A 22,343-nucleotide genomic window follows, 5' to 3' on the forward strand; every position below is an offset into this window, starting at 1 on the left:
AAAAGAGAAATATAATCTAAGTACCATAGGATTATCGGTGCTTAAATTTAATGAGAGAGATATTAGACTTTATAAAAATTTAGATTTTAAAGTAACTGATGAGTTCATTGGTAAAACTGTTGATGGTGAAAAAGAGTTTATAGCTATTAGATTTATAAAAACTAAAGAAAAGAGATTAAATTAATCCTAGTAAAGCTTTTATAATACTTTACTAGGATATTTTAATCTTAATACTGGAATAAGATTTGTAAAATAAATGCTATATTAGAAAAATACATGTAAACATTAATACTAGAGTAACAATTCTAAGGAACATTATAAAGTTCTAAGATTTTCAAGGCTTTCTCCTAGGATATAGTGTGAAAACCACATTAAATTTTGTTTCATAATAGCCTTAGTAACATTAGGGTTTTCAGGACTATAGCCCATTTTAAATACAACTAATTCGCTATCAATATTCATATCTTTTAATCCTTGATATAACTTGTATGCATTTATAACTGGAACTCCTGTATCACTTTCTCCATGTTGAATTAAAGTTGGAGTGCAGGCTGATTTAATATATGTCATTGGTGAAGTTTTAGCGTATATTACTGGATCATTCCATGGCGTATCTCCTAAAAACATACTTATAGAGTGTGGAATATCTGTACTTATATAGTAGGTTGTCCAGTCACTAGCACCACCACCAACTGAAATAGCTTTAAATCTATTACTATAAGTAGAACAGAAGGCTGATATATAACCACCTTGACTCCAACCCATAACTCCTACTTTATTTTTATCCACAATTCCTTTGTCAATTAGTGAGTCTACACCAGATATAAGATCAGTATAGTCACCAATGCCTAAATTTCTATAGTTTGCATTTAAGAATTCATTACCATATCCTGAACTTCCTCTGTAGTTTGGTTCTAAAACTATAAAGCCCTTTTCAATAAATTGTTCAACAGGATATTTTTCATTAAAGCATCCTGAATGGACCGGGAAAGCAGACCACTCTGGGCCACCATGAACTAATACTAATAAAGGGTATTTTTTATTAGGATCAAAGTCCACTGGAGTTGATAAAACTCCTTCTATCTCAAGAGAATCGCTGCTTTTCCATGAGATTACTTTTCTTGTGCTTTTAAGTTTATCCTTAAAAATATCATTTATATCTGTTATTTTTTTATTGTTTAAATAGATCTCAAAGGTTTCATTTGATTTAGCTTTAATACATGAAAAGTTAGTTCCATTCTCTGTTATAGAAGCATCTATTACAAAGCAATCACTTGTTTCACTTAACATGTGAATATGGCTGTTTTCGGATAGCAGACCAGTAATATAGTTGGTTTTGTTTTGCCATAGAATTAAAATACCTTTATCTGTCCATTTTATTGGAGTAATGGTACTATCAAAATCTTTTAAAGGCTGGATTTGTTCTTCATTGGCAATATTATATATTTCTAATGTACTGTTTTCTATGTGAGTCTTATAGTAAGTGTTTTCTCTTAAACTTGTCTTATAACATACTTTAGCACCATCAGGAGAAAAGCAGACATTGCCTCTTAATAACTTATCTCCATTCATCTTGTGCAATTTTTTAGATTTAATATTTAGTATATATAATTCTCCATTCTGATCATCATCTCCATTAGGACTTGGTGTAGCTATAAATGCAGCTTTCTCCCCATCCTTTGAAATATCAAAGGCAGTTATATGAAAATCTTTACTACTGGTTAGTTCATAAGGAATCATAGTGTTTTCTTTCATGTTAACATTATTAGTCATACTAAGATTTTCTATGTTCTTATCTTGAGTAGTAACCTTTGATATAGTAGAGCTTATATCAATATAATATAGAGAATTGTTTTGGTACTCCTTGCCTACATAATTAAAGTCCCCATAAATCTCCTTACGCTTTCTTAGCTCTTCAGATTCCTTTGATGGTGCAACATAATAAAAACCCTTGCCCTGAGGCTCCCATTTAAAATTAAGGACTCCTTCTTTCTCATCAGTAATTTGAATAATATTAGAGTTATCCATTGATTTAAGAAAGATTTGTCCACAACTAAGGTAAGCAATATGTTTAGAATCTGGAGACCATGAAGGTGATGTACCTTCTATGTCTGTATTTGTTAAGGTATAGGATTCATCCTTAAATTCTTCATATATCCATATGTCACTTTTATATTGATTATTTTCAAAGTCAGCTGTATTTTTTACAAAGACTACATTTTTACCATCATTACTTATATTAATTTCTGGTAAAGTTGGTAATGAAATAAGCTCATCTATACTTAGATATGTTTTTTTATTAATATTCATTTATTATCCTTAGTGAGAGTATGTATTGTAAGTATCAAACCCTCCCTAGGCCCCCTTTTTATTATTTGATTTTTAGTACTTTATTTTTAGTGTTTGAAAAGTTAATTTTAGTTTTAAATTCTAAGTTAGTATGAGAATTTTTAATTATTAAAAGGTGCAATTTTAAAAAAGATAGTACATATAAATGCAAAAGAGAAACATTATTACGGCAATATAATCCAAATTATACTTATATAATCCAAGTTTAACCAAAGAGTGTAATAAAATCAAGATTAACTTCTGTTTTGTGAAGTAATAATAAAATAATACATAGATTGAATTTTTATAATTATTTAGCTTATTCGCAATTATTAGAAGATTCTATAGATGAACCTTTATTCATTTAGAGTTTCAATAGTAATATGAAATAGTTTTAATAAACTAGGGTGCTGTGTTAAACTTTAGTAGGAAAAAATACGAAAAGTTTAGAATATTAGGAGGGTTTATGAAGAAATTAGTAAGTTTTTTATTAGTTTGCTTTATGATGATTTCTGTAGTTGGATGTGGTAAATCAGATTCTTCAGCAGAGGGGAATAAGAACAAGGAAGAGAAACCTAGAGAAGAAAGAGTTTTAAGGATGAGTGGAGATAATTTAGGGTATCCATCTGTTTATACTGTTTCATCTAAAGGTAGAGGGTATTTATTAACTAGTTACATTTTTGATACTTTAACTTGGAAGGATGAAAATGGGGTAGTACCATTATTAGCTAAGGAGTGGAAGGTATCAGAGGATAATAAAACTTGGACTTTTAAGTTAAACGATAAAGCTAAGTTTACTGATGGAAAAGAGCTTACAGCTGAGGATGTAAAGTTTTCTTTCGAGTACATAAAAGATCACCCTTATCAATGGGTATCTGTAGATCCTGTTAAAGAGGTTAGAGTTAAGGACAAGCATACAGTTGAAATTGAACTTAAGGAAGTTTATGCTCCTTTTATAACTGATATAGCTGGAAATGTTCCTGTTATGCCTAAGCATATTTGGGAGAATGTAACTGAACCTGAGAAGTTTAACACTGCTGATTCAGTAATAGGTTCTGGTCCTTTAACTTTAGAAAGTTATGATAAAGAAGCTGGAAGTTATATTTTTAATGCTAATAAAGAATATTTCTTAGGGGAGCCTGTTATTGATAAGCTTATAATAAGCAAAGTTAATAATGATAAAGAGGCTTTAGAGGCAGGAGAATTAGATGCTGTTAGTAATTTGAAATATGGTGAAGCTAAACAAATAAAAGAAGCAGGAAAATTTAAAGTAATGGAAGGTCCAGGATTCTGGGTTGGAAGATTATATTTTAATTTTGATGTAGAGGAATTTAATAAGAAAGAATTTAGACAAGCATTATATCATGCTATAAATAGAGAAGAGTATGTGCAAAAGGCTTTAAAGAATGGTGCTGTTGCTGGTAATCCAGGACATATTCATCCAGATTCAGAGTGGTACTCTAAAGAGGTTAAAAACTATGACTTTAATCCTGAGAAGTCTAAGGAGTTATTAGCTAGTATAGGAATTAAGGATAATGATGGAAATGGTATTGTGGAGTATAATGGTAAGAATCTTTCTTATGAATTAATAACTTCAGAGGATAAGGTATCTGAAGCTGAAATGCTTAAAAAGTATTTTGGAGATATAGGTATAGATTTACAGGTTAAAACTATAGATTCTAAAACTTTAGATGCAATGATAAAAGAAGGGAACTTTACTTTAGCATTAAATGGTCATGGTTCCTTTGGGGGAGATCCAGTTCTTTTACAAAGATTTGTATCAAGTAAATCACAGGGATCAACACCACAGGTAACAACTCAAGGTGGAAAACAGTGGTCTAATGAGGAGTTTAATAAGTTATTTGAATCTCAATTAAAAGAGTTAGATAACAAAAAGAGATATGAAGAGGTTGAAAAGCTACAATCTATTATAGCAGAGGAACTTCCTACTTTAACTTTATATTATAAGAAAATTACTTTTGCTTATGATAGTTCAAAGTTAGATGGATGGTTTTTCACTAAGGATGGGGTTGCTATAGCTGTTCCAACTACTCAAAATAAATTAGTATTTATAAAGGGGAAATGGAATAACTAATGAAGTTTTTAGAAAAATTTAAGTATGTTTTATATGTGTTATTTATACTGGGATTTACATTTTTGCTTCCTAGAATAATACCTGGAAGTCCCTTGGCATTAAGTGATACAGATAGCTATGTACTTAACTTGTCCTTACCAGAGGAAACTTTTAATAGCTTTAAGGAGTACTATGCTCCTGATAAGCCCTTAGGAGAACAATTCTTATTATATTTGAAAAATATTTTAACTTTAGATTTGGGGTATTCTTTTTATTATAAAATGCCTGTGTCAAAGCTAATAGTTGGGAGATTGCCATGGACTATACTATTGTCCATGGTTTCTCTATTACTATCATGCTTTATTGCTATACCTCTTGGTATTAAACATGCTTTAAGTAAGAAAATGAAGAAGTATAGTGTTATGTCTATTGTTACTATGCAAGCGATACCAGCTTTTATAGTTGCTATTATAATACAGCTGATTTTTGCTTATAGACTTAAATTATTTCCTTCTTCAGGAGCATATACTGTGGGAGTTCAGTTTTTTACAGGTGCTTTTTACATTGATGTACTTAAGCATATGGTACTTCCTTTAATAACTTTGTTAATAGGAGAAATACCTGCTATGTATATTTTATCTTATAATTCAGCTAAGAGAATTAAGGATGAAAATTATGTTAAGATGGCATCTTATTTGAACATAGGTAAAGCTCAAATAACTAAAAGTTTTATATTTTTAAATATGATTCCAGAGCTTATAGGAAAGCTTAATATACAGTTTATATATGTTATTACAGGGTCACTTTTTGTGGAAACTGTATTTTCATATCCTGGTATGGGACAATTATTGAATGTAGCTGCATCTAATAGAGACTATATTTTACTTCAAGGAATATTGTTATTAGTTGCATTTTATGGTCTTGTAGTAAACTTTGTTTTTGAGATTATTTTAAAGAAATTCACTCCGAGGTACTAGTTATGAAGGGTAAAAAGAAAGCAATTATTGTACTAATGCTATTTATTATAATGGCTATTTTTAGTGATAAAATAGCTCCTTATAGCACTGATGATTTCAGCTTTGAGGTGTTGCTTAAGCCATCCTATGAGCATATTTTAGGAACAGATGAAATGGGTCATGATTTACTTTCTTTGGTAATGAACGGATTTAGAGTGACTATAAGTATAGCACTTATATCAGCTGTTTTTAGTACTTTAATAGGGAGCTTATTAGCTTTAATATCTACAATCATGGGTGGAATAGTAGATAAAATTTTAGTGAGAATATGTGATGTTTTTATTATGATTCCAGAGATAATAATCATTTTATTCTTTGCAGCCTTTGCAAAACCTTCTTTGCTTAATACTTTATATGCTATTATATTCTTTTCCTGGGGTAAGGTATTTAGAATATTAAGAGCTAAAATTTTGGCTGTTAAAGATAAAAGCAAGGTTAAATATACATTGTTAATGAAGGGTAATGTTATAGATATAAGTAAAAAGCTTTGGTATGACATAAGAGGAACCGTTGTAACTATGTTCATACTTCAGTGTAGTAAGGCAGCTGTTTATGAAACTACTTTATCATATTTTGGTATAGGTGATCCTATAGTTAAAACTTGGGGAAAGGTGATAAAGTCAGCCATGAATTTCGAAGGTATATTTTATGATGGAGTATATATGTGGTATTTAATTCCTCCAATTTTGTGCCTTATTGTATTTATAGTGAGTTTAGCGTTTTTAACTTTTGATAAAATGGAGTAGGTTATGAGTTGTGATAAGGTTGTAGAGTTAATAGACTATAGGGTTAGTTATGATGATGGTAAGATTATAAATTACAGAAATATTGAAATATTCAAAAATGAATTAGTGGGTATTATGGGTAAAAGTGGATGTGGAAAAACTACTTTATTAAATTCTCTTTTTGCTTTGGACTTTAGGGGTAAAAGGGAATATTCCTGTGGAAATATTTTAGGACAGGACTTACAAAGTATGAATCACGAAAAATATAAATTTATAAGTTATATGCCTCAATATTCCCAAGATGCTTTAAATCCATTATTAAGAATAGACAAGATAGTAAAGCTAATACTGAAATGTAATAATATTTCTTACGACGAAAATAAAATTATAGAATTATTAAAAAATATAGATTTAAGTGAAGAGGTATTATTTAAGCACCCTTATGAGCTTAGTGGGGGCATGAAACAAAGAATTGTAATGCTGATTTCATATATTAAAAATCCAGAAATATTTATATTGGACGAGCCTTCATCAGCTTTAGATTTTATAACTTTAAGGGCTATTGTAGATTTTATAAAGTCAATTAGAGGAAGTAGAACTATAGTAATAGTCTCACATAATAAGGAGTTTTTAAATAATTTATGTGATAGGATTATATACATTTAGGGGGAGCTATGAAGGAGATTTTAGTTGTAGATAAGGTAAATAAGTTTTATGGGGAAAGGCTTGTTTTAAAGGATATTAATATTGCTTTTAGTAAGGGGGATATGGTTGCAATTATAGGTGAGAGTGGAGGGGGAAAAACCACTTTAGCTAAACTTATAATTGGATTAGAGAATTTAAACAGCGGTGAGATTTTATATGAGGGAGTAAAGCTTAAAAGTTTAAGAAAAAGAGATTTTAAATATTGTGCGGATATACAGTATATATTTCAAGATCCTTATGCTGCCTTAGAGGAAAACAAAACTGTAAATGAAGTTCTTACGGAGCCGATTAGAATATGTAAAAGACATAAACGTAATACTTTAACTCCATCAGAGGCCTTAGAAATTGTTGATAAAAATCTGCTTTCTTACATGGATAAGAAAATAGAGAATTTAAGTGGTGGTCAAAGACAAAAGGTTTCTATAGCAAGAGCGTTGATTCCTATGCCTAAGATAATCATAGCTGATGAGTGTACATCTATGCTTGATGAGGGGAGTAGTGAGGAAGTCCTAAAGGCCTTTGAAAATATAAGAAAAAGTCAAGGGGTAACGATCTTATCAATTGTCCATGAGGTAGATTTTCAGAAGGATCCATGGAATAGAATTATTGTTATTAAAGATGGAGTTGTAGTTGAGGATTTAGGTTTTAAGGAGTTCCAAATAAATTGTAAAAGTGATTATAGTAAGAAGCTAATTGAAAGCTATAGATTTTTGAGGGGGATAGAAAATGAATAAAATTTATGTTGTAGATTTGAGTAATAAAAGTGTTGAAGCTATAAATTATGATGTGAAAGCTTATAAACATTATGGAAGAGGACTTGCTGTTGATTTAATGGAGAAGTATGTTGCACCACAGGTGGATAGATATGATTCTGAAAATGCGGTGATTATGGCACCGGGATTATTTACTGGGACATATATACCAACTACTGGTAGACTTGTAGTAGCTACTAAGAAGCATAAAGAAAAGGGTGCTCAAATAAATAACATGTCAGGGTCAATAGCTCAAAGAATTGCATCACTTAATATAGCTGCTGTAGTTATAAAAGGCAATTATGAAGAGGGACTATGTAGTTTGATTATAAGTCATAAGGGAATTGAGATAATATCCTCTGAGGACTTAAAAGGTGCTGAAGTTTCAAAAAGTATTGAAGTTATGAGAAAAATCTATGGAAAGGATGCATCAATTATAGGAATAGGTCCTAGTGGAGAAGCATTACTTCCTTTAAGTACTTTATTTAGTACATATCCAGAGGGTGATCCGGTTTACTACTGTAGTAGAGGTGGAGTTGGAGATGTTTTTGGAGTTAAAGGAATTAAGAGCATTGTGGTTGCAGAGGAAAGTTATTTTAAGGCAGAGGTTTTTGATCAAGAGAGTTTAGAAATTTCAGCTAAAAGATTAGGAAAACTAATGGTGAGTGATCCTGTATGTGGAACTGCTTTGCCTGGATATGGGTCAATAACTTTAATGAAGATGCTTAAAGCTGGAAGAAATATAAAAATAGAAAAAATAAAAAAGAAAGCAAACACAACTATATTAGAAAATAAGATAAACAGAACTTGCTCACCTATTTGTGTAATAGGATGTTTAAATAGACATTGCAAAGATGAAAATAGTATTTTTTCATCTCCGGCTGAAAGTGAAGCCTATGCAGCTTTAAAACAATGTTTTAATATAGATGATATGAAATTTACTTCAGAGTTTAATAATAAGGCTTTTGAGTTAGGTTTAGATTCAACAGAGCTTATCTTTGCATGTGCGTTATATTTAAAAGCTGAAAACATAGAAGGAACAAAAGAAGTATTAAATGGATTATTGGAAGAGATAAAAAACTTGAGCATAGTGGGAAGAGTTGTAGGAAGTAGAACAGAGGGAATATATAGTTTATATAAAGAGAAAAAAGAGCTTAAACCTATGGTATCTAGACCATCTACAAGAGAAGAAGGAAACTTTAATGTTAAACTTATAAATAAGGATAAATTCCCTGAAATAAGCGATTTAGAATTATTATATGGTGAAATAATAACTCTAGAAAATTTAGGATTTTGTTTGTTTTCATCCTTTGCACTAATAGATAACAAAGATGCATTAGAGATTATAACTGAACTATATCACGCTAAGACAGGTGGAAAATGTACTGGTGAAGAGATAATAAAATATAGTTTAAGTTGCTTAGAAAAGGAATTAAGCTATGAAGCTAAAGCTAAGGGAGTATCAGTAGAAAAAACAATTCCAGAGTTTGTTAAGGTTTTATATAGATACTTTGATAATAAGATAAATGAATAAAAATAAAATGAAATCGTACTTAGATAAAATATATCAACTCTAAGTACATTTAAGGCATATACTTAAATTAGTGCAATTTGTTATTGAAATTTGCCAAAGAAAGTGATTGAACAATTTTATACATAAAAATATGACTTAAGGAATTAAAAATACAGAGAGAAATTTTAAATCTATAAGATTTTAAAAGACTTAAAATAGCTTTAAAGAGCTAAATTTAAGTCTTTTTTTATTTTATTAGGAAACTTAAATTTATAAATTAATTTAAGTTTATCCTGTCTTTAAATTTTCATTTGCAGGAATAAAGTAAAGGATATTAAAATCCCTACATTATTTTTTATTTTTTAATATTTTAAAGAAAAATTCTAAGTATGAGCTAATATTTACTTTAATAGAAACAGCTAATTATACGGTTAAATTAATAAGTATTGATTATGTAACTTTTACGTAACTATTTAGAAGCTTTAAATTATAGAAAACATTTTACTTTTTGAATTTAAACAAAAATAAAAATTATTTATTATAATTTTCAGAAAATTAAAAATTACGTAAAAGTCGAATTTTCTAGCCAAATCCACATAAAAAACATAAGAATTATGGAAGTTTAACGCGAAACTTTTCGAAGTGAAGTGAATAGGTAAAGTTTTTAAAGTGCATTTTGCAAAAAAAAGTAATACGATTATCTGAAGAACATTATAACTTAATCTTGCATATTTATGAAATTAGATGTATGATATAAAACATAACATAAAAGTAAAGAAAGTTACTAAAAGATTACGTAAAAGTTACGAAAGAATTTAGAATGACTTTAAATTAAAAAATTAGCAAGATAATTAAGCTAATTAAAAAAAGGGGGAAGTAAAAAATGAAGGGAAAGAAAATTTTAGCAACATTATTAGCATTATCAGTTGTTTCATCTTCAGCCTTAGTTGGTTGTGGTGATAAAAAGGACAGTGGTTCAGGAAATTCTAATGTTAATACATCACAGGGAAATAGACCGGAAATGGATGACAAGCAAGAATTAACAATTGTAGGTGGAGAACCTAAAACATTAGATACAACTGTTATGTCTAATGCTACTGACTCAGAGGCTGTTGGTCCTATAAGTGAAGGTTTAACAAGAGTTGTTGGACAAAATAATGGTCCAGATAAGATTGAACCTGGAGTTGCAGAAACTTGGGAGTCTAATGAGGATGCTACAGAGTGGACATTCCATTTAAGAAAAGATGCTAAATGGCAAGATGGATCACCTGTTACTGCTCAAGATTTCATATTCTCTTTAAGAAGATTAATAGATCCAAGAACAGCATCAGAATACTCAACATTTTTAAATCCTTTTGTTAAGGGTGCAGCAGAGGTTACAAAAATGACTGGTAAATCTGATGAAGAAATAGATGCCGCTTTAAAGAATTTCGGAGTTACAGCACCGGATGATTATACTGTTAAATTTGATTTGAAGGCACCTGTGCCATTTTTCTTACAATTATCTTATTTCCATAGTTTAAAACCAGTTCAAAAGGCTGCTATTGAAAAGTATGGTGATAGTTATGGTACTGAGGCAGATAAAACAGTTGCTAATGGACCATTTATATTAACTGAGTGGGTACACAATGGTAAGATGGTTTATGAAAAGAATCCTAATTACTGGGATAAAGATAATGTTTACTTAGAAAAAATAGTGAGCTTAAAGAGTGCAGATAAAAACTCTACAATGACAGCTTTATTTAATGGTGAAATTGATAGAGCTAACGTAACTGATCCTCAATGGATTCAAAAGCTTGATTCTACAGGACAATTTGATGTTGTAAGTAAGCCTCAATATGATTCTGAATCTTTAGTATTTAATCCTAAATCAGGTCCAATGAAAAATAAAAAAATAAGACAAGCATTTACAGTTGGATTTAGTAGAGAATCATATAGTAAGGATTTATATAATGGACTAGATATTCAAGGTTATGAGTTCGTTCCAGAGGTTGTAGCTATTGGAGATAAGTCATTCCAAGAAATGGTTGGTAAACCTCAATATACAAAGCAATTAATAAATGATATTAAGGATCCAAAGGCATTATTAATTGAAGGTATGAAGGAAGAAGGTTTAGGAGATGATCCATCTAAGTTAAAGGTTTCTATTACTATGAGAGGTGATGGAGAATTCTCTAAGAAACAAGGTGAATGGTTCCAAAATAAATGGAAAGAAACTTTAGGGGTAAATGTAGAAGTTATCCTTATACAATATCAAATAATGTTTGAAAATATGAAAAAAGGTGATTATGATATAGCTGTTAGTGGATGGGTAGCTGACTATGATGACCCTGTAAACTTCTTAGAAATATTCCAATCTGAGGAATATGGTAAGTATCACTCTTATATAGGGTGGAACAACAAAGAGTTTGATAAGTTAGTAAATGAAGCTAATGTTGAAACAGATAGTAAAAAGAGAGCAGACTTATTAACTAAGGCTGAAAAAATCTTACTTTATGATGATGCTATAACATCACCATTCCAACACCATGTAACTAACACTTACCAAAAGAAATATATCAAAAACTTCAATATTCCAGGTTTATCAGCAACATCAATGGATTATAAAGGAGTTTATATACAAGGAAGATAAAGTTGAAAAGTGCTTATTAAGGCATTTGACATAAAATAATAGCATTAAAAAACAATAACTTTTCTCCTAAAAAGTTAAAAGGTAGTGCAGGTTTAAAAAAGAGCTTAGATTTGTTTTAGATATAAACTTCTAAAATTATAATCTAGGCTCTTTTTTATAGAAAAAGTATATATAAATAAAGTTCTGTGATGAAACTTGTTGTTTTTTTCTGAAAAATATAGTATTATATGAATACAACTTAAAAACTCGTATATTTGTCGGAGATATGGTCCGAGAGTTTCTACCTACTAACCATGAATTAGTAGACTACGAGGTATGAATAATATATAGATAACTTTTATTTATATTTGGAAATCAGCACCTCAATTTTTATAATTGAGGTGTATTTTTTTTACTTAAAAATTCAAGAGTTTATTATAAAAGAAGAGTGAGGAAAATACTATGGAATTACTAAAGGAACGTATTTTACAAGAAGGACAAGCATTGAGTGAAACTATATTAAAGGTAGATTCTTTTTTAAATCATCAAGTAGATGCTAAACTTATGTTTGAAATGGGAACATGCTTTAAAAAGTACTTTGAAAATCATGGTGTTACAAAGATATTTACCATAGAAAGCTCAGGCATAGCTCCAACGGTAATGACTGCTATGCAAATGGATTTACCGATGGTTACGCTAAAAAAACAATCATCTAAAATATTAAAGGGTGAGGTTTATCAAACAACAGTACATTCCTTTACAAAGGGATTAGATTATGAACTTACTTTATCTAAAAAGTACATAAATGAAAATGATACTATACTTATAATAGATGACTTTTTAGCTAATGGAGAAGCAGCTTTAGGGGCTATACGTTTAGTAGAAGAAGCAGGAGCTAAGGTTGCTGGTATTGGAATAGTAATAGAAAAGTCTTTCCAACCAGGAAGAGCTATGTTAGATGAAAAGGGATATGATGTATATTCTTTAGCGCGTGTTAAAAAGCTAGGTAAAGGCTTAATAGAATTTATAGAAGAATAATCATAAAATTACATACACTTTATAATGAAGAGCAAAGCTTTAAGACTAATTAATAGTAGTTACTTATGATGAGGTAAAGCTTTTAAATTAATTAACAGTAGTTAATTAAGATGAGGAGAAAAAGTTTAAGCTTAAGTAATGATTGATATTTTATATGAAAATGAAAGTTTTATGTTTATATAATAGTAGGCTGTGTTACTAATAAAAGATATCTATATATTGTAGTAGCTTTAAATGAATGGATACTATATTAAAATGTAGATGACTTAGTAATACAGCCATATTTTATTATAAATACAAACTATAGAAGGTTAATTAGAATGTAAATTATTTTATGAATAAAGTTTTTTCAGGCTCTTTAAGCTTAGATACATTATACCTTGTAAAAAATATTCCTATGGCTAAGAATATAAGACTAAATACAACGCATAACTCTTCAAGGATTTCTGGCAATAAATTTAATCGAATTGAAAATAACCATATTCCACTTAAGGCTATTCCGAAGTAAGTACAATTATCGAAAAATTTCACGACTTCACCTCCAATATTAAGGAATACACACATATATTATTATACATAAATCTTAAAAATTTACAATTAAAATTTGGTTACAAAAAAGTCGATATTTGACTGAAAATAAATTCCTACAACTTCTATAAAACCGTTGCAAAACGTGAAGTAATATTATATTATAAGTTATAATAAAACTTATTACATGGTGAACGTAAAGTTATTAATAGGAGTGAGATTATAATGGGGGAAGTTGGAGTAATCGTAATATTTGTATTTTTAGGCATAATGCTATCATTAGGTAAATTTTCATTTTTAATAGCTGGCTTTAATACTTTAACCAAGGAAGAAAAGGAAAAGTATGATGTGAAGTCCTTATGTAAATTCATGGGTAAGATCATGTTTTTAATAGCTTTTTCTGTAGCATTACCTTTAATAGGAGAAAAGTATAACATAGAGGGAATGATTTATTTAACTCCTATATGTATTGTTGGAATAGTTATCTTTGCTGTGTTTTATGCTAATACAGGAAATAGATTTGAAAATAAAGTTGAAGAGAGAAAAAAACCTACAATAAAAGATGAGGATAAATAAAAAATAGGGGCTGTTACACTAAGAATATTACATACAAAGAGTTGTAGTAAGTACTCTTCAGGTAGCAGCTCCTTTTCAAGGAATCAAATAAAAAAACATTTATGATTTATAATATGATAAGTTGTGATAAAAAATAACTAAAAAACTCAGTAAATATTAATTTATCTAAGATAATATCAATACTACTGAGTTTTAATTACTTTTTGCATGCTTTAGGTTTAGTAAAGAATTTGCTTAATAGGTATCCTAGAGAACCGAATAATAGATATACAAGGCTATATCCAAGGGCAGAGGAATTCATATAAAGAACTAATGTTAATAAGAATATTAAGGTAGAGACGAGAATTCCAATAAAGAAGTTTGTTTTAGTTAAAGCGCTTATTATGCCTTGAATAAAGAATATTATAGGAAATAATAATGCTAATGCGTATAACATTAACCCCTTAATATGAAGAGCATCAAATCCGAATATATTTTGAAAACAAACAAGTACTACCATGGCCATGATTATTGATGGAAATAATATTGCTAATAAGTTTTTAGCTTTCATGAATAACTTTCCTTTCTTTTTATATTTAAATATATGTATCTCAATAAAGAATACTTAGTATATTTGTATTTATTTTTAATTATTAAATAACTCCGAGCTAATATAATATGTAGAAAATCACTTTTAAAGTATATATGTTCAATAGATAAATCTTCCTATATAAACTTAGCGGATTATGTAGTTATATTTGTTTGAAAATAAATTTAATTTTAAGATTATACTAGTGAAAGATATTAAGGTTGCTTTTAATTTCATGAATTTTAGTGTTAAATTTATATTAATATGGGAAAAATATTTTTATTTGGTGTACAATTATTCTTGGAATACTTTTAGAGTATAATATGTGTTCATTATAATATGTAGCTATAAGTAAGGTCAAGACTAATATGGAAAAATATGAAAAACATATGAATAATAGATATTAAAGTATGAAGTAAAGATTAAAAATGTAAACAGTTAGAATATATATAAGCATTAAAATTAGGAGGGGAAGTTTTGAAGGAATTAATGGATTTATTTTGGACCTTTTGTAAAATAGGAGGTTTAACCTTTGGAGGAGGTTATTCTATGTTACCTATGCTACAAAAGGAAGTTGTAGAGAGGAGAAAATGGGCAACAGAGGCAGAGATAATAGATTATTTTGCTGTTGGACAATGTACTCCAGGAGTCATAGCAGTTAATACGGCTACCTTTGTTGGATATAAGCAAAAGGGGATTATGGGGGGCATTATGGCAACCTTGGGTGTTATTTTTCCTTCTATAATTATAATCACTATAATAGCTGCATTTTTACAAAACTTTGCAGAGATTGCAGTTGTACAACATGCTTTCAATGGAATTAGAGTAGCTGTTGTTGCACTTATTATAAATGCTGTAATAAAAATAGGAAAAACCTCTATAGTGAACTGGTTAGGCGCAGTTATTGCTATTATTGCCTTTGTACTTACTGCCTTTTCTGGAATATCACCAGTGTATATTGTAATAGCAGCTGCACTTGTTGGGCTATTATCAAAGGGAATGAGAGGTAAGAAGGCATGATTTATTTAACTTTGTTTTTAGAGTTTTTTAAAATAGGATTATTTTCTGTTGGTGGAGGGCTTGCAACTCTTCCATTTTTATATGAATTAGCCGATAAGTATACATGGTTTGATAAAAATATGTTATCCACAATGATAGCTGTATCAGAATCTACTCCGGGACCTATTGGAGTAAACATGGCAACTTATTCAGGATTCCATTCTAGTGGGATTTTAGGTGGAATAGTAGCAACTATAGGGTTGATAGTTCCATCAATTATAATTATTATAATTGTTGCTCATTTCTTAGATAAGTTTAAGGAAAGTGTATATGTGGAGTCTGTATTTAGTGGATTACGTCCAGCAGTTGTAGGGCTTATTTCTGCAGCTGGATTTGAGGTTCTGAAATTAAGTATTATAACATGGAATAGCATGGTACAGATTAAATCTATAGGTGACATTATAAATGTTAAAGCCACCATATTTCTGGCAATTTTAATTTACTTAACTAATAGGTATAAAAAACACCCGATTTTCTATATTGGAATAGCAGCTGTGGTTGGAGTTGTATTTAAAATATAGAATTAAACTATGTGAATTAATATTTTGATAATTTAAAATGAAGGAATGTAAATAAAAAGTTTCAAAAATTCATAAAAATGTGAATATAAAAGGAATTTAAAGGAAGAAGAAAAAGGGTGAAAAAGGCTATCTTTTATAGGTAGCTTTTTTTATTTGAACATATTCTTAGAATTTAAAATATTATAGATTTGTATATTTTATAAATAAGTTATATATTATAAAAATAGTATAAAACTATACATTTAAACAGTCAAAAGATAAGGGAGGATTTTATAATGCCAAAAATAGGAATGAGAATTGTTAAATCGTCCATAGCCGTATTTAGTTGTTTCTTAATATACCTAATTAGGGGGGAACAGGGGGTACCATTTTATTCCGCTATAGCAGCGATTTTATGTATGCAGCCTTGTGTAGCAAATAGCATAAAGGTAGGGAAAAACCGTGTTATTGGTACTTTAATTGGTGGTATATTTGGAATGGTCATATTACTCCTAGAAAGAGGACTTTTCGCTAGTAGTCCCCTTATGATACAATATATGTTAATATCAGTTGCAATCATACCATTAATTTATATTACAGTACTTATTGAAAAAACCACAGCATCATATATAAGTTGTGTTGTTTTTTTAAGTGTAACAGTTTCCCATGCAATAGACGTAAATCCATATGGATTTGCATTTAATAGAATATTAGATACTTTAATTGGGATTTTTGTATCAATAATTATAAATAGAATTTGGTTACCTAAGAATGAAGATGAGGCAATGGAAGAGCATGTTGAAGAAGTTATAGAAGAGATGGTAGACGAAGAAATGATTGATGAAGAGTTAATAGAAGAAGCTCTAAAAGAAGAAGTATTAGAGGAAGAAGCAAAACTGGATAAAGCTACTCTAATTAAAATAAAAGAAATTCAAGAAAAAGCTGCGAAGGAAATATCATTATTAAAACAACAGGCACATGAGAAAAGTAACAAGTAATATAGAGTTTTAATAGTATTTTGCTTTAGTAGTGAAGGGGGAAAATATGAAAATATATTTAGTGCGTCATGGGGAAACTAATTGGAATTTAGAACAGAAAATGCAAGGCTCTTATGATTCAGACTTAACAGAGAATGGGGTAAATGACGCAAAGTTATTAGGAGAAAGTCTTAAGAGTATTCATTTTGATGCAATATACTCTAGTCCCTTAGGAAGAGCGGCAGATACAGCAAAGTATGTTGCAGGAGATAGGGATGTAGAGATAATCTATAAGGATGAATTAAAGGAAATGAACTTTGGTATATTTGAAGGAGAACTTTATGAGGATATAAAAGAGAAGTATTCAACTGAATGGGATAACTTTTGGAATAAACCTCATTTATATAAGTCTATAGAGGGAGAAGAGTACACTGAAGTCATAGATAGAGCTAAAAGAATTTTAAATGAAATTATAGAAAATCATGAAGAGGGTAACATCCTTGTAGTTACTCATACAGCTTTAATAAAAGCTATTTATAGTATAATTAAGAATTTAACTCTTGAAGAGTATTGGAAAGAACCATATATTCATAATACCTGCTTAAGTGTAATAGAAGTAATAGAGGGAAAAGCAAGATTTGTTTTAGAGTGCGACACATCACATTTAGAAAAATAAAATCATATAAATTGGAGTGGATACTATGAAAAATGTAGTTGTAGTTTATGAGTCTAAGTATGGGTACACTGAAAAATATGCTAAATGGATTTCTGAAGAATTGGATACGGATTTATTTTCAACATCAGATATTAATTTAGAAAAGCTAAACAATTATAATTGTATTATTTATGGTGGTGGTCTTTATGCTGGAGGAATAAGCGGCATAAATCTTATCACTAAAAATTATGATAAACTAAAGGATAAAACAGTAGTTGTTTTCACATGTGGACTTGCAGATCCTAAGGAAGAAATAAATATAGAAAATATAAAAGTTTCACTTAGCAAAGTCTTTGATGAAAAAGCAATGAAGGATATAAAGTTTTTTCATTTAAGAGGCGGAATCAATTATAAAAAGCTTAATTTTATGCATAAAGCTATGATGGCTATGATTAAAAAAGTTTTAAGCAAAAAAGATCCTAAGGAACTTAAAAGTGAAGAGGTTACTCTCCTAGATACTTATGGAAAAGAAATAGATTTTTCAGATAAAAACACAATAGCTCCAATTGTAGAATTTGTTAAAGAAGTAGAGAACTATAGCTCAAATAAGTAATGTTATAGTAAAAATAAAATGTAAAAACCAAGCATAAAGTGATTTTAGGCTTGGTTTTTTTAAATTGTAAAATAGTTATTTTTAACAATGTTCCTTTCGTAATCTTTTAATTTCATTTATATCTAATCCAGTTTTCTCTGCTATGGTTTCATCATCTAATATATCAAGTAACTTTAATAGCCACTTCTTTTTTTCCTTCTTCAATCTTTTCTTTATCACGGTCTAATAATGTCATAAATTCCACCTCCACACTAGGATTGCTTTTAACTTCAATTACTCTTTTATTAATATTCTTAACCAAAGTTCCAGTAGCTTCTTCTGAGGTTTTATCATCAGAATTCGCCACGTACTTTAAAAACTCAATAAGCTCATCACTTAAATCTTTTATAACTCCTGTAGTGTTAAATATATTTTTCATTTGAAGGAGCATGTCAATTTAGTATAAAAAATATGTTATAATATCTTTGGTAAAATTAACTAGGAATTTAAAGGATATTTATATAAGAGATATAAGATCTAATTAATATTCTACATTTGTGTTTATTCCGAAATTAGGTTTAATATTAAATAAAATCAAGAGTGTTTATTAGAATATATATTAGTATTTTTAAACTTAACTTTAGTTACAAATTTAAATTTATAGATAGTGAATTCATTTAATTATAAATATTTTATGGAGAGTGCAATTACCATGAAAGACGATAATAGGAAGGTATTAAATAGTTTATTTAAATTAATGAAACCTTATAGTAAGTCCTTTGTATTATTCTTTTTTGCTATACTTTTTCAGGCGAGTATAAGCGTATTATTTCCTTTTATATTTTCATATTTAATAAATGAGGTATATTATAATAAAAACTTAAGTGTATTAGGCAGTGTTATAGGTATTTATTTAATTTTGTTTTTAATAAGAAGTTTGCTAAATTTAGTTGAGAGTCGTATAAAAGCTAATATGCTTACGGATTTTTTACTAGATATAAGGAGTAAAACCTTTAATTCTATTATTTTTCTAAAGCCTAAGTATATGAATGATATTAACATAGGTGAAGAAATAATGAAGTTAAATAAGGATATGGAGCATATATTCTATTTTGTTTATGGAATATTTTACAATATAACAGATGCAATAAAATTAATATTGACTTTAATAATTATATACACAATGAATAAAGAATTATTTTTAATTATACTGTTTATTGTACCTTGTATAGTTGTTCTTTCTCATAAGCTTGGAGGAAAGATAAGCAAAGAAAATATGAAGTATAGGAAAGAGTGTGGCAAGCTATCAGGATGGTTATTTGAAATTATCCAGGGGATTAGGGATATTAGATTAATGTCTGCTCATAAAAGTGTAATTGATTTATATAAGGAAAAGCTTAATAAGATAAATAACAAGGAAATGAAGCTTAATCTTAATAATGCAATAATTGAAAGAATAATAAGCTTTGCAGAACTTATTGGAACTCTTATTGTATATGTATCATCAGTTATATTTATTAGTGCAGGTAAGTTGTCAATAGGAGGTTTTGTAGCTATTATTGATTACTTTGGAAATACTCAAGGTTTGCTTGGAAGCTTAGCTACCTCACAGGTAACTTTATGTAAAGATTTTGAGTACATTAAGAACTTGCTTAATTATATGGAGCAATGTCTAGAAAAGGGGGAAGCTTTTAATAGTAGTAATAATACTTACATATCAAGTTCAGAAATAGAGTTTTGTAATGTTGATTTTGGTTATGATAATAGAGACAAAATCCTGGATAATATAAACTTTAAAATAAAATCAGGAGAAACCATTGCTATTACTGGTAAAAATGGCTCAGGAAAAAGTACTTTAATGAATTTATTAATGAGATTTTATGAAGCTGATGAAGGGAAAATAACACTTGGTAATGTAGATATAAGAGAAATACCTTTAGATTATCTAAGAAAATATTGTGGTATTGTACTTCAAGATCACATGGTTTTTGATGGTTCCATAAAAGATAATCTACAAATTGGAAATGAAAATTGTAGCTTTGAAGACTTAGTAGAGCTATGTAAAAAGGTGAATTTGTATGATTTCATATGCGGTTTACCTGCAGGCATGGATACTATACTAGGTACAGAGGGAATACAACTATCAGGGGGACAAAAACAAAGGCTGTGTATTGCTAGAGTTTTACTAAGAAATCCTGAGATTATAATTTTTGATGAAGCCACTTCAGCTCTTGATAGTGAAACAGAGAAAATCATTATGGAAACCATAGAGTGTTACAAAGGTAAAAAGACGATAATATTTATAACACATAGTTTATCCATGGTGCAAATAGCGGATAGAGTACTTTCAATGGACAGTGAGTAAAGGGGGATAACATGAGAGGATTTAAAGAAAGATTTGAGATTTTTAACTTAATTAAAAGTAATACAAAGCTTAAGTTAAATCAAATTATAATAATGAAATTACTTTTAATGATTGTCACCCTTATACCACCAATGTTGTATAAAATCTTAATTGATGATGTAATAGTAAAACAAAAGCTATCTTATTTAAAAATAGTAGTTATCTTATATATAGCTTTATTTTTAATAGAATCCTTAATTTTATATTATAAAACCTATAAAGAAAACTTAGTATACAATAAATTATCATATGATATTAAAACAACATTATTTAAATTTTGCATATATGAAAAAAATGATTTTACAGAGAGATTTGAAAATGCAGATATAAAGAATCGTTTGGATAATGATGTGGAATCAATGGTTAATTTTGTTCAAATACAAATTGTTGAATGCATAATAGAAGTAGTTCAATTACTTATAAGTGCAGCTCTTTTGATAAGTATAAATTATAAGTTAGCATTCATATCATTTTTAGTTGTACCCACATCCTTTATAATATCTAAGAAAATAAAAAATAATATTTCCAAGGAAACAAAGGAATATCAAAAGAAATTTTATAGCTATGAAAACTGGCTGCAGAAGACTTTATTAGGATGGAAAGAGGTAAAAGCCTTAAATATTGAAGATGATGTATGCAATGACTTTACAAAGAGATGGAATGGATTGAAATCTCATTACGTAAAAAAGACAGTAAATACTGATTTAGGATACATTCTGTCATCCTTTAATAACTTCTTTGTGAAAAAACTAAGCATTTACTGTATTGGAGGGGTTTTTGTTTATTACTCCTTGACAACTATAGGACAAGTACTTATGTTTATAAAGTATTTTCAATTGCTTTTTAATAGTATAGAAACTATAAATGGTTATGATATTAAATTTTCAAGTGAAAAAATATTAATCTATAGAGTATTAGAATTCTTGAAGCTTGCTAAAAATTCAAAGGAACAAACAATAAGTAAAAATACCTTTGAGAATATGAATATAAAAATAGAAAATTTATATTTTAAATATCCTAATAGTTCTAACTTTGTACTTAAGAATCTTAAGCTTTTAATCAAGGAAGGAGAGAAAATAGCTATATTAGGAGAAAGTGGCTGTGGTAAATCAACCTTGGCAAAGTTAATTCTAGGATTATATGATGACTATGAGGGGAATATTTATATAGGAGGCAAAGATATAAGAGAGGTAAAGGATACAGAGTTGTACTCAAATATCTCTGCTATAATGCAAGACACCATGCTTTTTAATATATCCATAAAAGAAAACTTAAGGATTGCTAGTAGTGAAGCAACAGAAAGTCAAATAGTTGAGGCATGTAAAATTGCCGACATCCATGATTTTATAGTTACATTACCACAGGGCTATGATACGGTAATAGGAAAAAACGGTACAAAACTATCAGGAGGACAAAGGCAGAAAATAGCAATTGCCAGAGCTCTTATAAAAGATGCCCCAATACTAATATTTGATGAATCAACATCAGCCTTAGATCGTGAAGCAGAAAGAACCATAATAAATGAATTAAATAAAATAAGTAAAAACAAAACAGTAATAATAATATCTCATAGAGAATCAACTATAGAATATTGTAAGAGAATAGTGAAACTAAATGAATTAAATGAGTTATAGGTGTTATAGGTGTTATAGAATGTAAGTTGGAAAGTTAATATAAATTAAGATATTAATATGTTTATTTTATTGAAGTAATATAATGCGC

Annotated in this window: 21 protein-coding genes and 1 riboswitch; of the genes, 17 read left to right on the top strand and 4 right to left on the bottom strand. The window is 28.8% G+C overall.

The features are described 5' to 3' along the window. The first annotated feature begins 37 nt into the window (after nucleotides 1-37). Nucleotides 38-184 (top strand): hypothetical protein, encoded by a 147-nt coding sequence (locus BUA48_RS15550; RefSeq protein WP_178138952.1) that lies wholly within the window; start codon nucleotides 38-40, stop codon nucleotides 182-184. 131 nt (nucleotides 185-315) lie between these two features. Here BUA48_RS15550 and BUA48_RS05680 read toward each other — a convergent pair whose 3' ends face one another. Continuing rightward, the gene (locus BUA48_RS05680; RefSeq protein WP_072830973.1) at nucleotides 316-2,310 is read right to left on the bottom strand and encodes a S9 family peptidase; all 1,995 of its coding nucleotides are present in this window, start codon (nucleotides 2,308-2,310) and stop codon (nucleotides 316-318) included. A gap of 484 nt (nucleotides 2,311-2,794) precedes the next feature. On the opposite strand from BUA48_RS05680, the gene BUA48_RS05685 reads away from it, so the two are divergent. The 8 genes from BUA48_RS05685 to BUA48_RS05720 all read left to right on the top strand — a co-directional run bounded on the left by BUA48_RS05685 (nucleotide 2,795) and on the right by BUA48_RS05720 (nucleotide 12,762). Further along, nucleotides 2,795-4,423 carry an ABC transporter substrate-binding protein gene (locus BUA48_RS05685; protein ID WP_072830975.1) on the top strand — a complete coding sequence of 543 codons (1,629 nt, stop codon included), beginning with the start codon at nucleotides 2,795-2,797 and terminating at the stop codon, nucleotides 4,421-4,423. Further along, the gene (locus tag BUA48_RS05690; RefSeq protein ID WP_072830977.1) at nucleotides 4,423-5,379 is read left to right on the top strand and encodes an ABC transporter permease; all 957 of its coding nucleotides are present in this window, start codon (nucleotides 4,423-4,425) and stop codon (nucleotides 5,377-5,379) included. The genes BUA48_RS05685 and BUA48_RS05690 overlap by 1 nt, the downstream gene beginning before the upstream one ends. 2 nt (nucleotides 5,380-5,381) lie before the next feature. Further along, on the top strand, nucleotides 5,382-6,164 hold the full coding sequence (locus BUA48_RS05695) for an ABC transporter permease (RefSeq protein WP_072830979.1): 783 nt from the start codon (nucleotides 5,382-5,384) through the stop codon (nucleotides 6,162-6,164). Nucleotides 6,165-6,167: 3 nt separating this feature from the next. Then, a complete protein-coding gene (locus BUA48_RS05700; RefSeq protein ID WP_072830981.1) occupies nucleotides 6,168-6,809 on the top strand; it encodes an ATP-binding cassette domain-containing protein in 642 nt (213 codons plus the stop codon). Nucleotides 6,810-6,817: 8 nt separating this feature from the next. Beyond that, nucleotides 6,818-7,582 carry an ABC transporter ATP-binding protein gene (locus BUA48_RS05705; protein WP_072830983.1) on the top strand — a complete coding sequence of 255 codons (765 nt, stop codon included), beginning with the start codon at nucleotides 6,818-6,820 and terminating at the stop codon, nucleotides 7,580-7,582. Continuing rightward, nucleotides 7,575-9,134 carry an aldehyde ferredoxin oxidoreductase N-terminal domain-containing protein gene (locus BUA48_RS05710; RefSeq protein WP_072830985.1) on the top strand — a complete coding sequence of 520 codons (1,560 nt, stop codon included), beginning with the start codon at nucleotides 7,575-7,577 and terminating at the stop codon, nucleotides 9,132-9,134. Before BUA48_RS05705 ends, BUA48_RS05710 begins: the two co-directional genes overlap by 8 nt. Before the next feature lie 862 nt (nucleotides 9,135-9,996). After that, nucleotides 9,997-11,745, top strand: a complete 1,749-nt coding sequence (locus tag BUA48_RS05715) for a peptide ABC transporter substrate-binding protein (RefSeq protein WP_072830987.1) — start codon at nucleotides 9,997-9,999, stop codon at nucleotides 11,743-11,745. A 226-nt stretch (nucleotides 11,746-11,971) separates the two neighbouring features. Further along, a riboswitch (purine riboswitch) is annotated at nucleotides 11,972-12,074 on the top strand. A gap of 112 nt (nucleotides 12,075-12,186) precedes the next feature. Continuing rightward, nucleotides 12,187-12,762: a xanthine phosphoribosyltransferase gene (locus BUA48_RS05720; RefSeq protein WP_072830989.1), complete on the top strand. Its 576-nt coding sequence runs from the start codon at nucleotides 12,187-12,189 to the stop codon at nucleotides 12,760-12,762. A gap of 327 nt (nucleotides 12,763-13,089) precedes the next feature. Here the strand turns inward: BUA48_RS05720 and BUA48_RS05725 are convergent, their stop codons facing one another. Next, on the bottom strand, nucleotides 13,090-13,293 hold the full coding sequence (locus tag BUA48_RS05725; protein WP_072830991.1) for a hypothetical protein: 204 nt from the start codon (nucleotides 13,291-13,293) through the stop codon (nucleotides 13,090-13,092). Nucleotides 13,294-13,515: 222 nt separating this feature from the next. Here BUA48_RS05725 and BUA48_RS05730 point away from each other — a divergent pair, with 222 nt between their 5' ends. Beyond that, on the top strand, nucleotides 13,516-13,866 hold the full coding sequence (locus tag BUA48_RS05730) for a DUF3784 domain-containing protein (RefSeq protein WP_242944305.1): 351 nt from the start codon (nucleotides 13,516-13,518) through the stop codon (nucleotides 13,864-13,866). Nucleotides 13,867-14,062: 196 nt separating this feature from the next. Here BUA48_RS05730 and BUA48_RS05735 read toward each other — a convergent pair whose 3' ends face one another. After that, nucleotides 14,063-14,416 carry a hypothetical protein gene (locus BUA48_RS05735; RefSeq protein ID WP_072830995.1) on the bottom strand — a complete coding sequence of 118 codons (354 nt, stop codon included), beginning with the start codon at nucleotides 14,414-14,416 and terminating at the stop codon, nucleotides 14,063-14,065. Nucleotides 14,417-14,911: 495 nt separating this feature from the next. On the opposite strand from BUA48_RS05735, the gene BUA48_RS05740 reads away from it, so the two are divergent. The 5 genes from BUA48_RS05740 to BUA48_RS05760 all read left to right on the top strand — a co-directional run bounded on the left by BUA48_RS05740 (nucleotide 14,912) and on the right by BUA48_RS05760 (nucleotide 18,238). After that, nucleotides 14,912-15,454 (top strand): chromate transporter, encoded by a 543-nt coding sequence (locus BUA48_RS05740; RefSeq protein ID WP_072830997.1) that lies wholly within the window; start codon nucleotides 14,912-14,914, stop codon nucleotides 15,452-15,454. Further along, nucleotides 15,451-16,014 carry a chromate transporter gene (locus tag BUA48_RS05745; protein ID WP_072830999.1) on the top strand — a complete coding sequence of 188 codons (564 nt, stop codon included), beginning with the start codon at nucleotides 15,451-15,453 and terminating at the stop codon, nucleotides 16,012-16,014. The genes BUA48_RS05740 and BUA48_RS05745 overlap by 4 nt, the downstream gene beginning before the upstream one ends. 275 nt (nucleotides 16,015-16,289) lie before the next feature. Further along, complete coding sequence (locus BUA48_RS05750) at nucleotides 16,290-16,991, top strand: FUSC family protein (RefSeq protein ID WP_072831001.1); 702 nt, start codon at nucleotides 16,290-16,292, stop codon at nucleotides 16,989-16,991. A gap of 46 nt (nucleotides 16,992-17,037) precedes the next feature. Beyond that, entirely contained in the window at nucleotides 17,038-17,646 is a 609-nt protein-coding gene (locus tag BUA48_RS05755) for a histidine phosphatase family protein (protein ID WP_072831003.1), read from the top strand. 25 nt (nucleotides 17,647-17,671) lie between these two features. Then, nucleotides 17,672-18,238, top strand: a complete 567-nt coding sequence (locus BUA48_RS05760; RefSeq protein WP_072831005.1) for a flavodoxin domain-containing protein — start codon at nucleotides 17,672-17,674, stop codon at nucleotides 18,236-18,238. Nucleotides 18,239-18,401: 163 nt separating this feature from the next. On the opposite strand, the gene BUA48_RS05765 is transcribed toward BUA48_RS05760, so the two are convergent. Next, nucleotides 18,402-18,656, bottom strand: a complete 255-nt coding sequence (locus BUA48_RS05765; protein ID WP_072831007.1) for a hypothetical protein — start codon at nucleotides 18,654-18,656, stop codon at nucleotides 18,402-18,404. Between the two features lie 273 nt (nucleotides 18,657-18,929). Here BUA48_RS05765 and BUA48_RS05770 point away from each other — a divergent pair, with 273 nt between their 5' ends. Both BUA48_RS05770 and BUA48_RS05775 read left to right on the top strand, forming a co-directional pair. Continuing rightward, complete coding sequence (locus tag BUA48_RS05770) at nucleotides 18,930-20,582, top strand: ABC transporter ATP-binding protein (protein WP_072831009.1); 1,653 nt, start codon at nucleotides 18,930-18,932, stop codon at nucleotides 20,580-20,582. A gap of 11 nt (nucleotides 20,583-20,593) precedes the next feature. After that, complete coding sequence (locus BUA48_RS05775) at nucleotides 20,594-22,255, top strand: ABC transporter ATP-binding protein (protein WP_072831011.1); 1,662 nt, start codon at nucleotides 20,594-20,596, stop codon at nucleotides 22,253-22,255. The last annotated feature ends 88 nt before the right edge of the window (nucleotides 22,256-22,343 follow it).

The organism is Clostridium collagenovorans DSM 3089 (assembly GCF_900130005.1).
Taxonomy (GTDB): Bacteria; Bacillota; Clostridia; order Clostridiales; family Clostridiaceae; genus Clostridium_D; species Clostridium_D collagenovorans.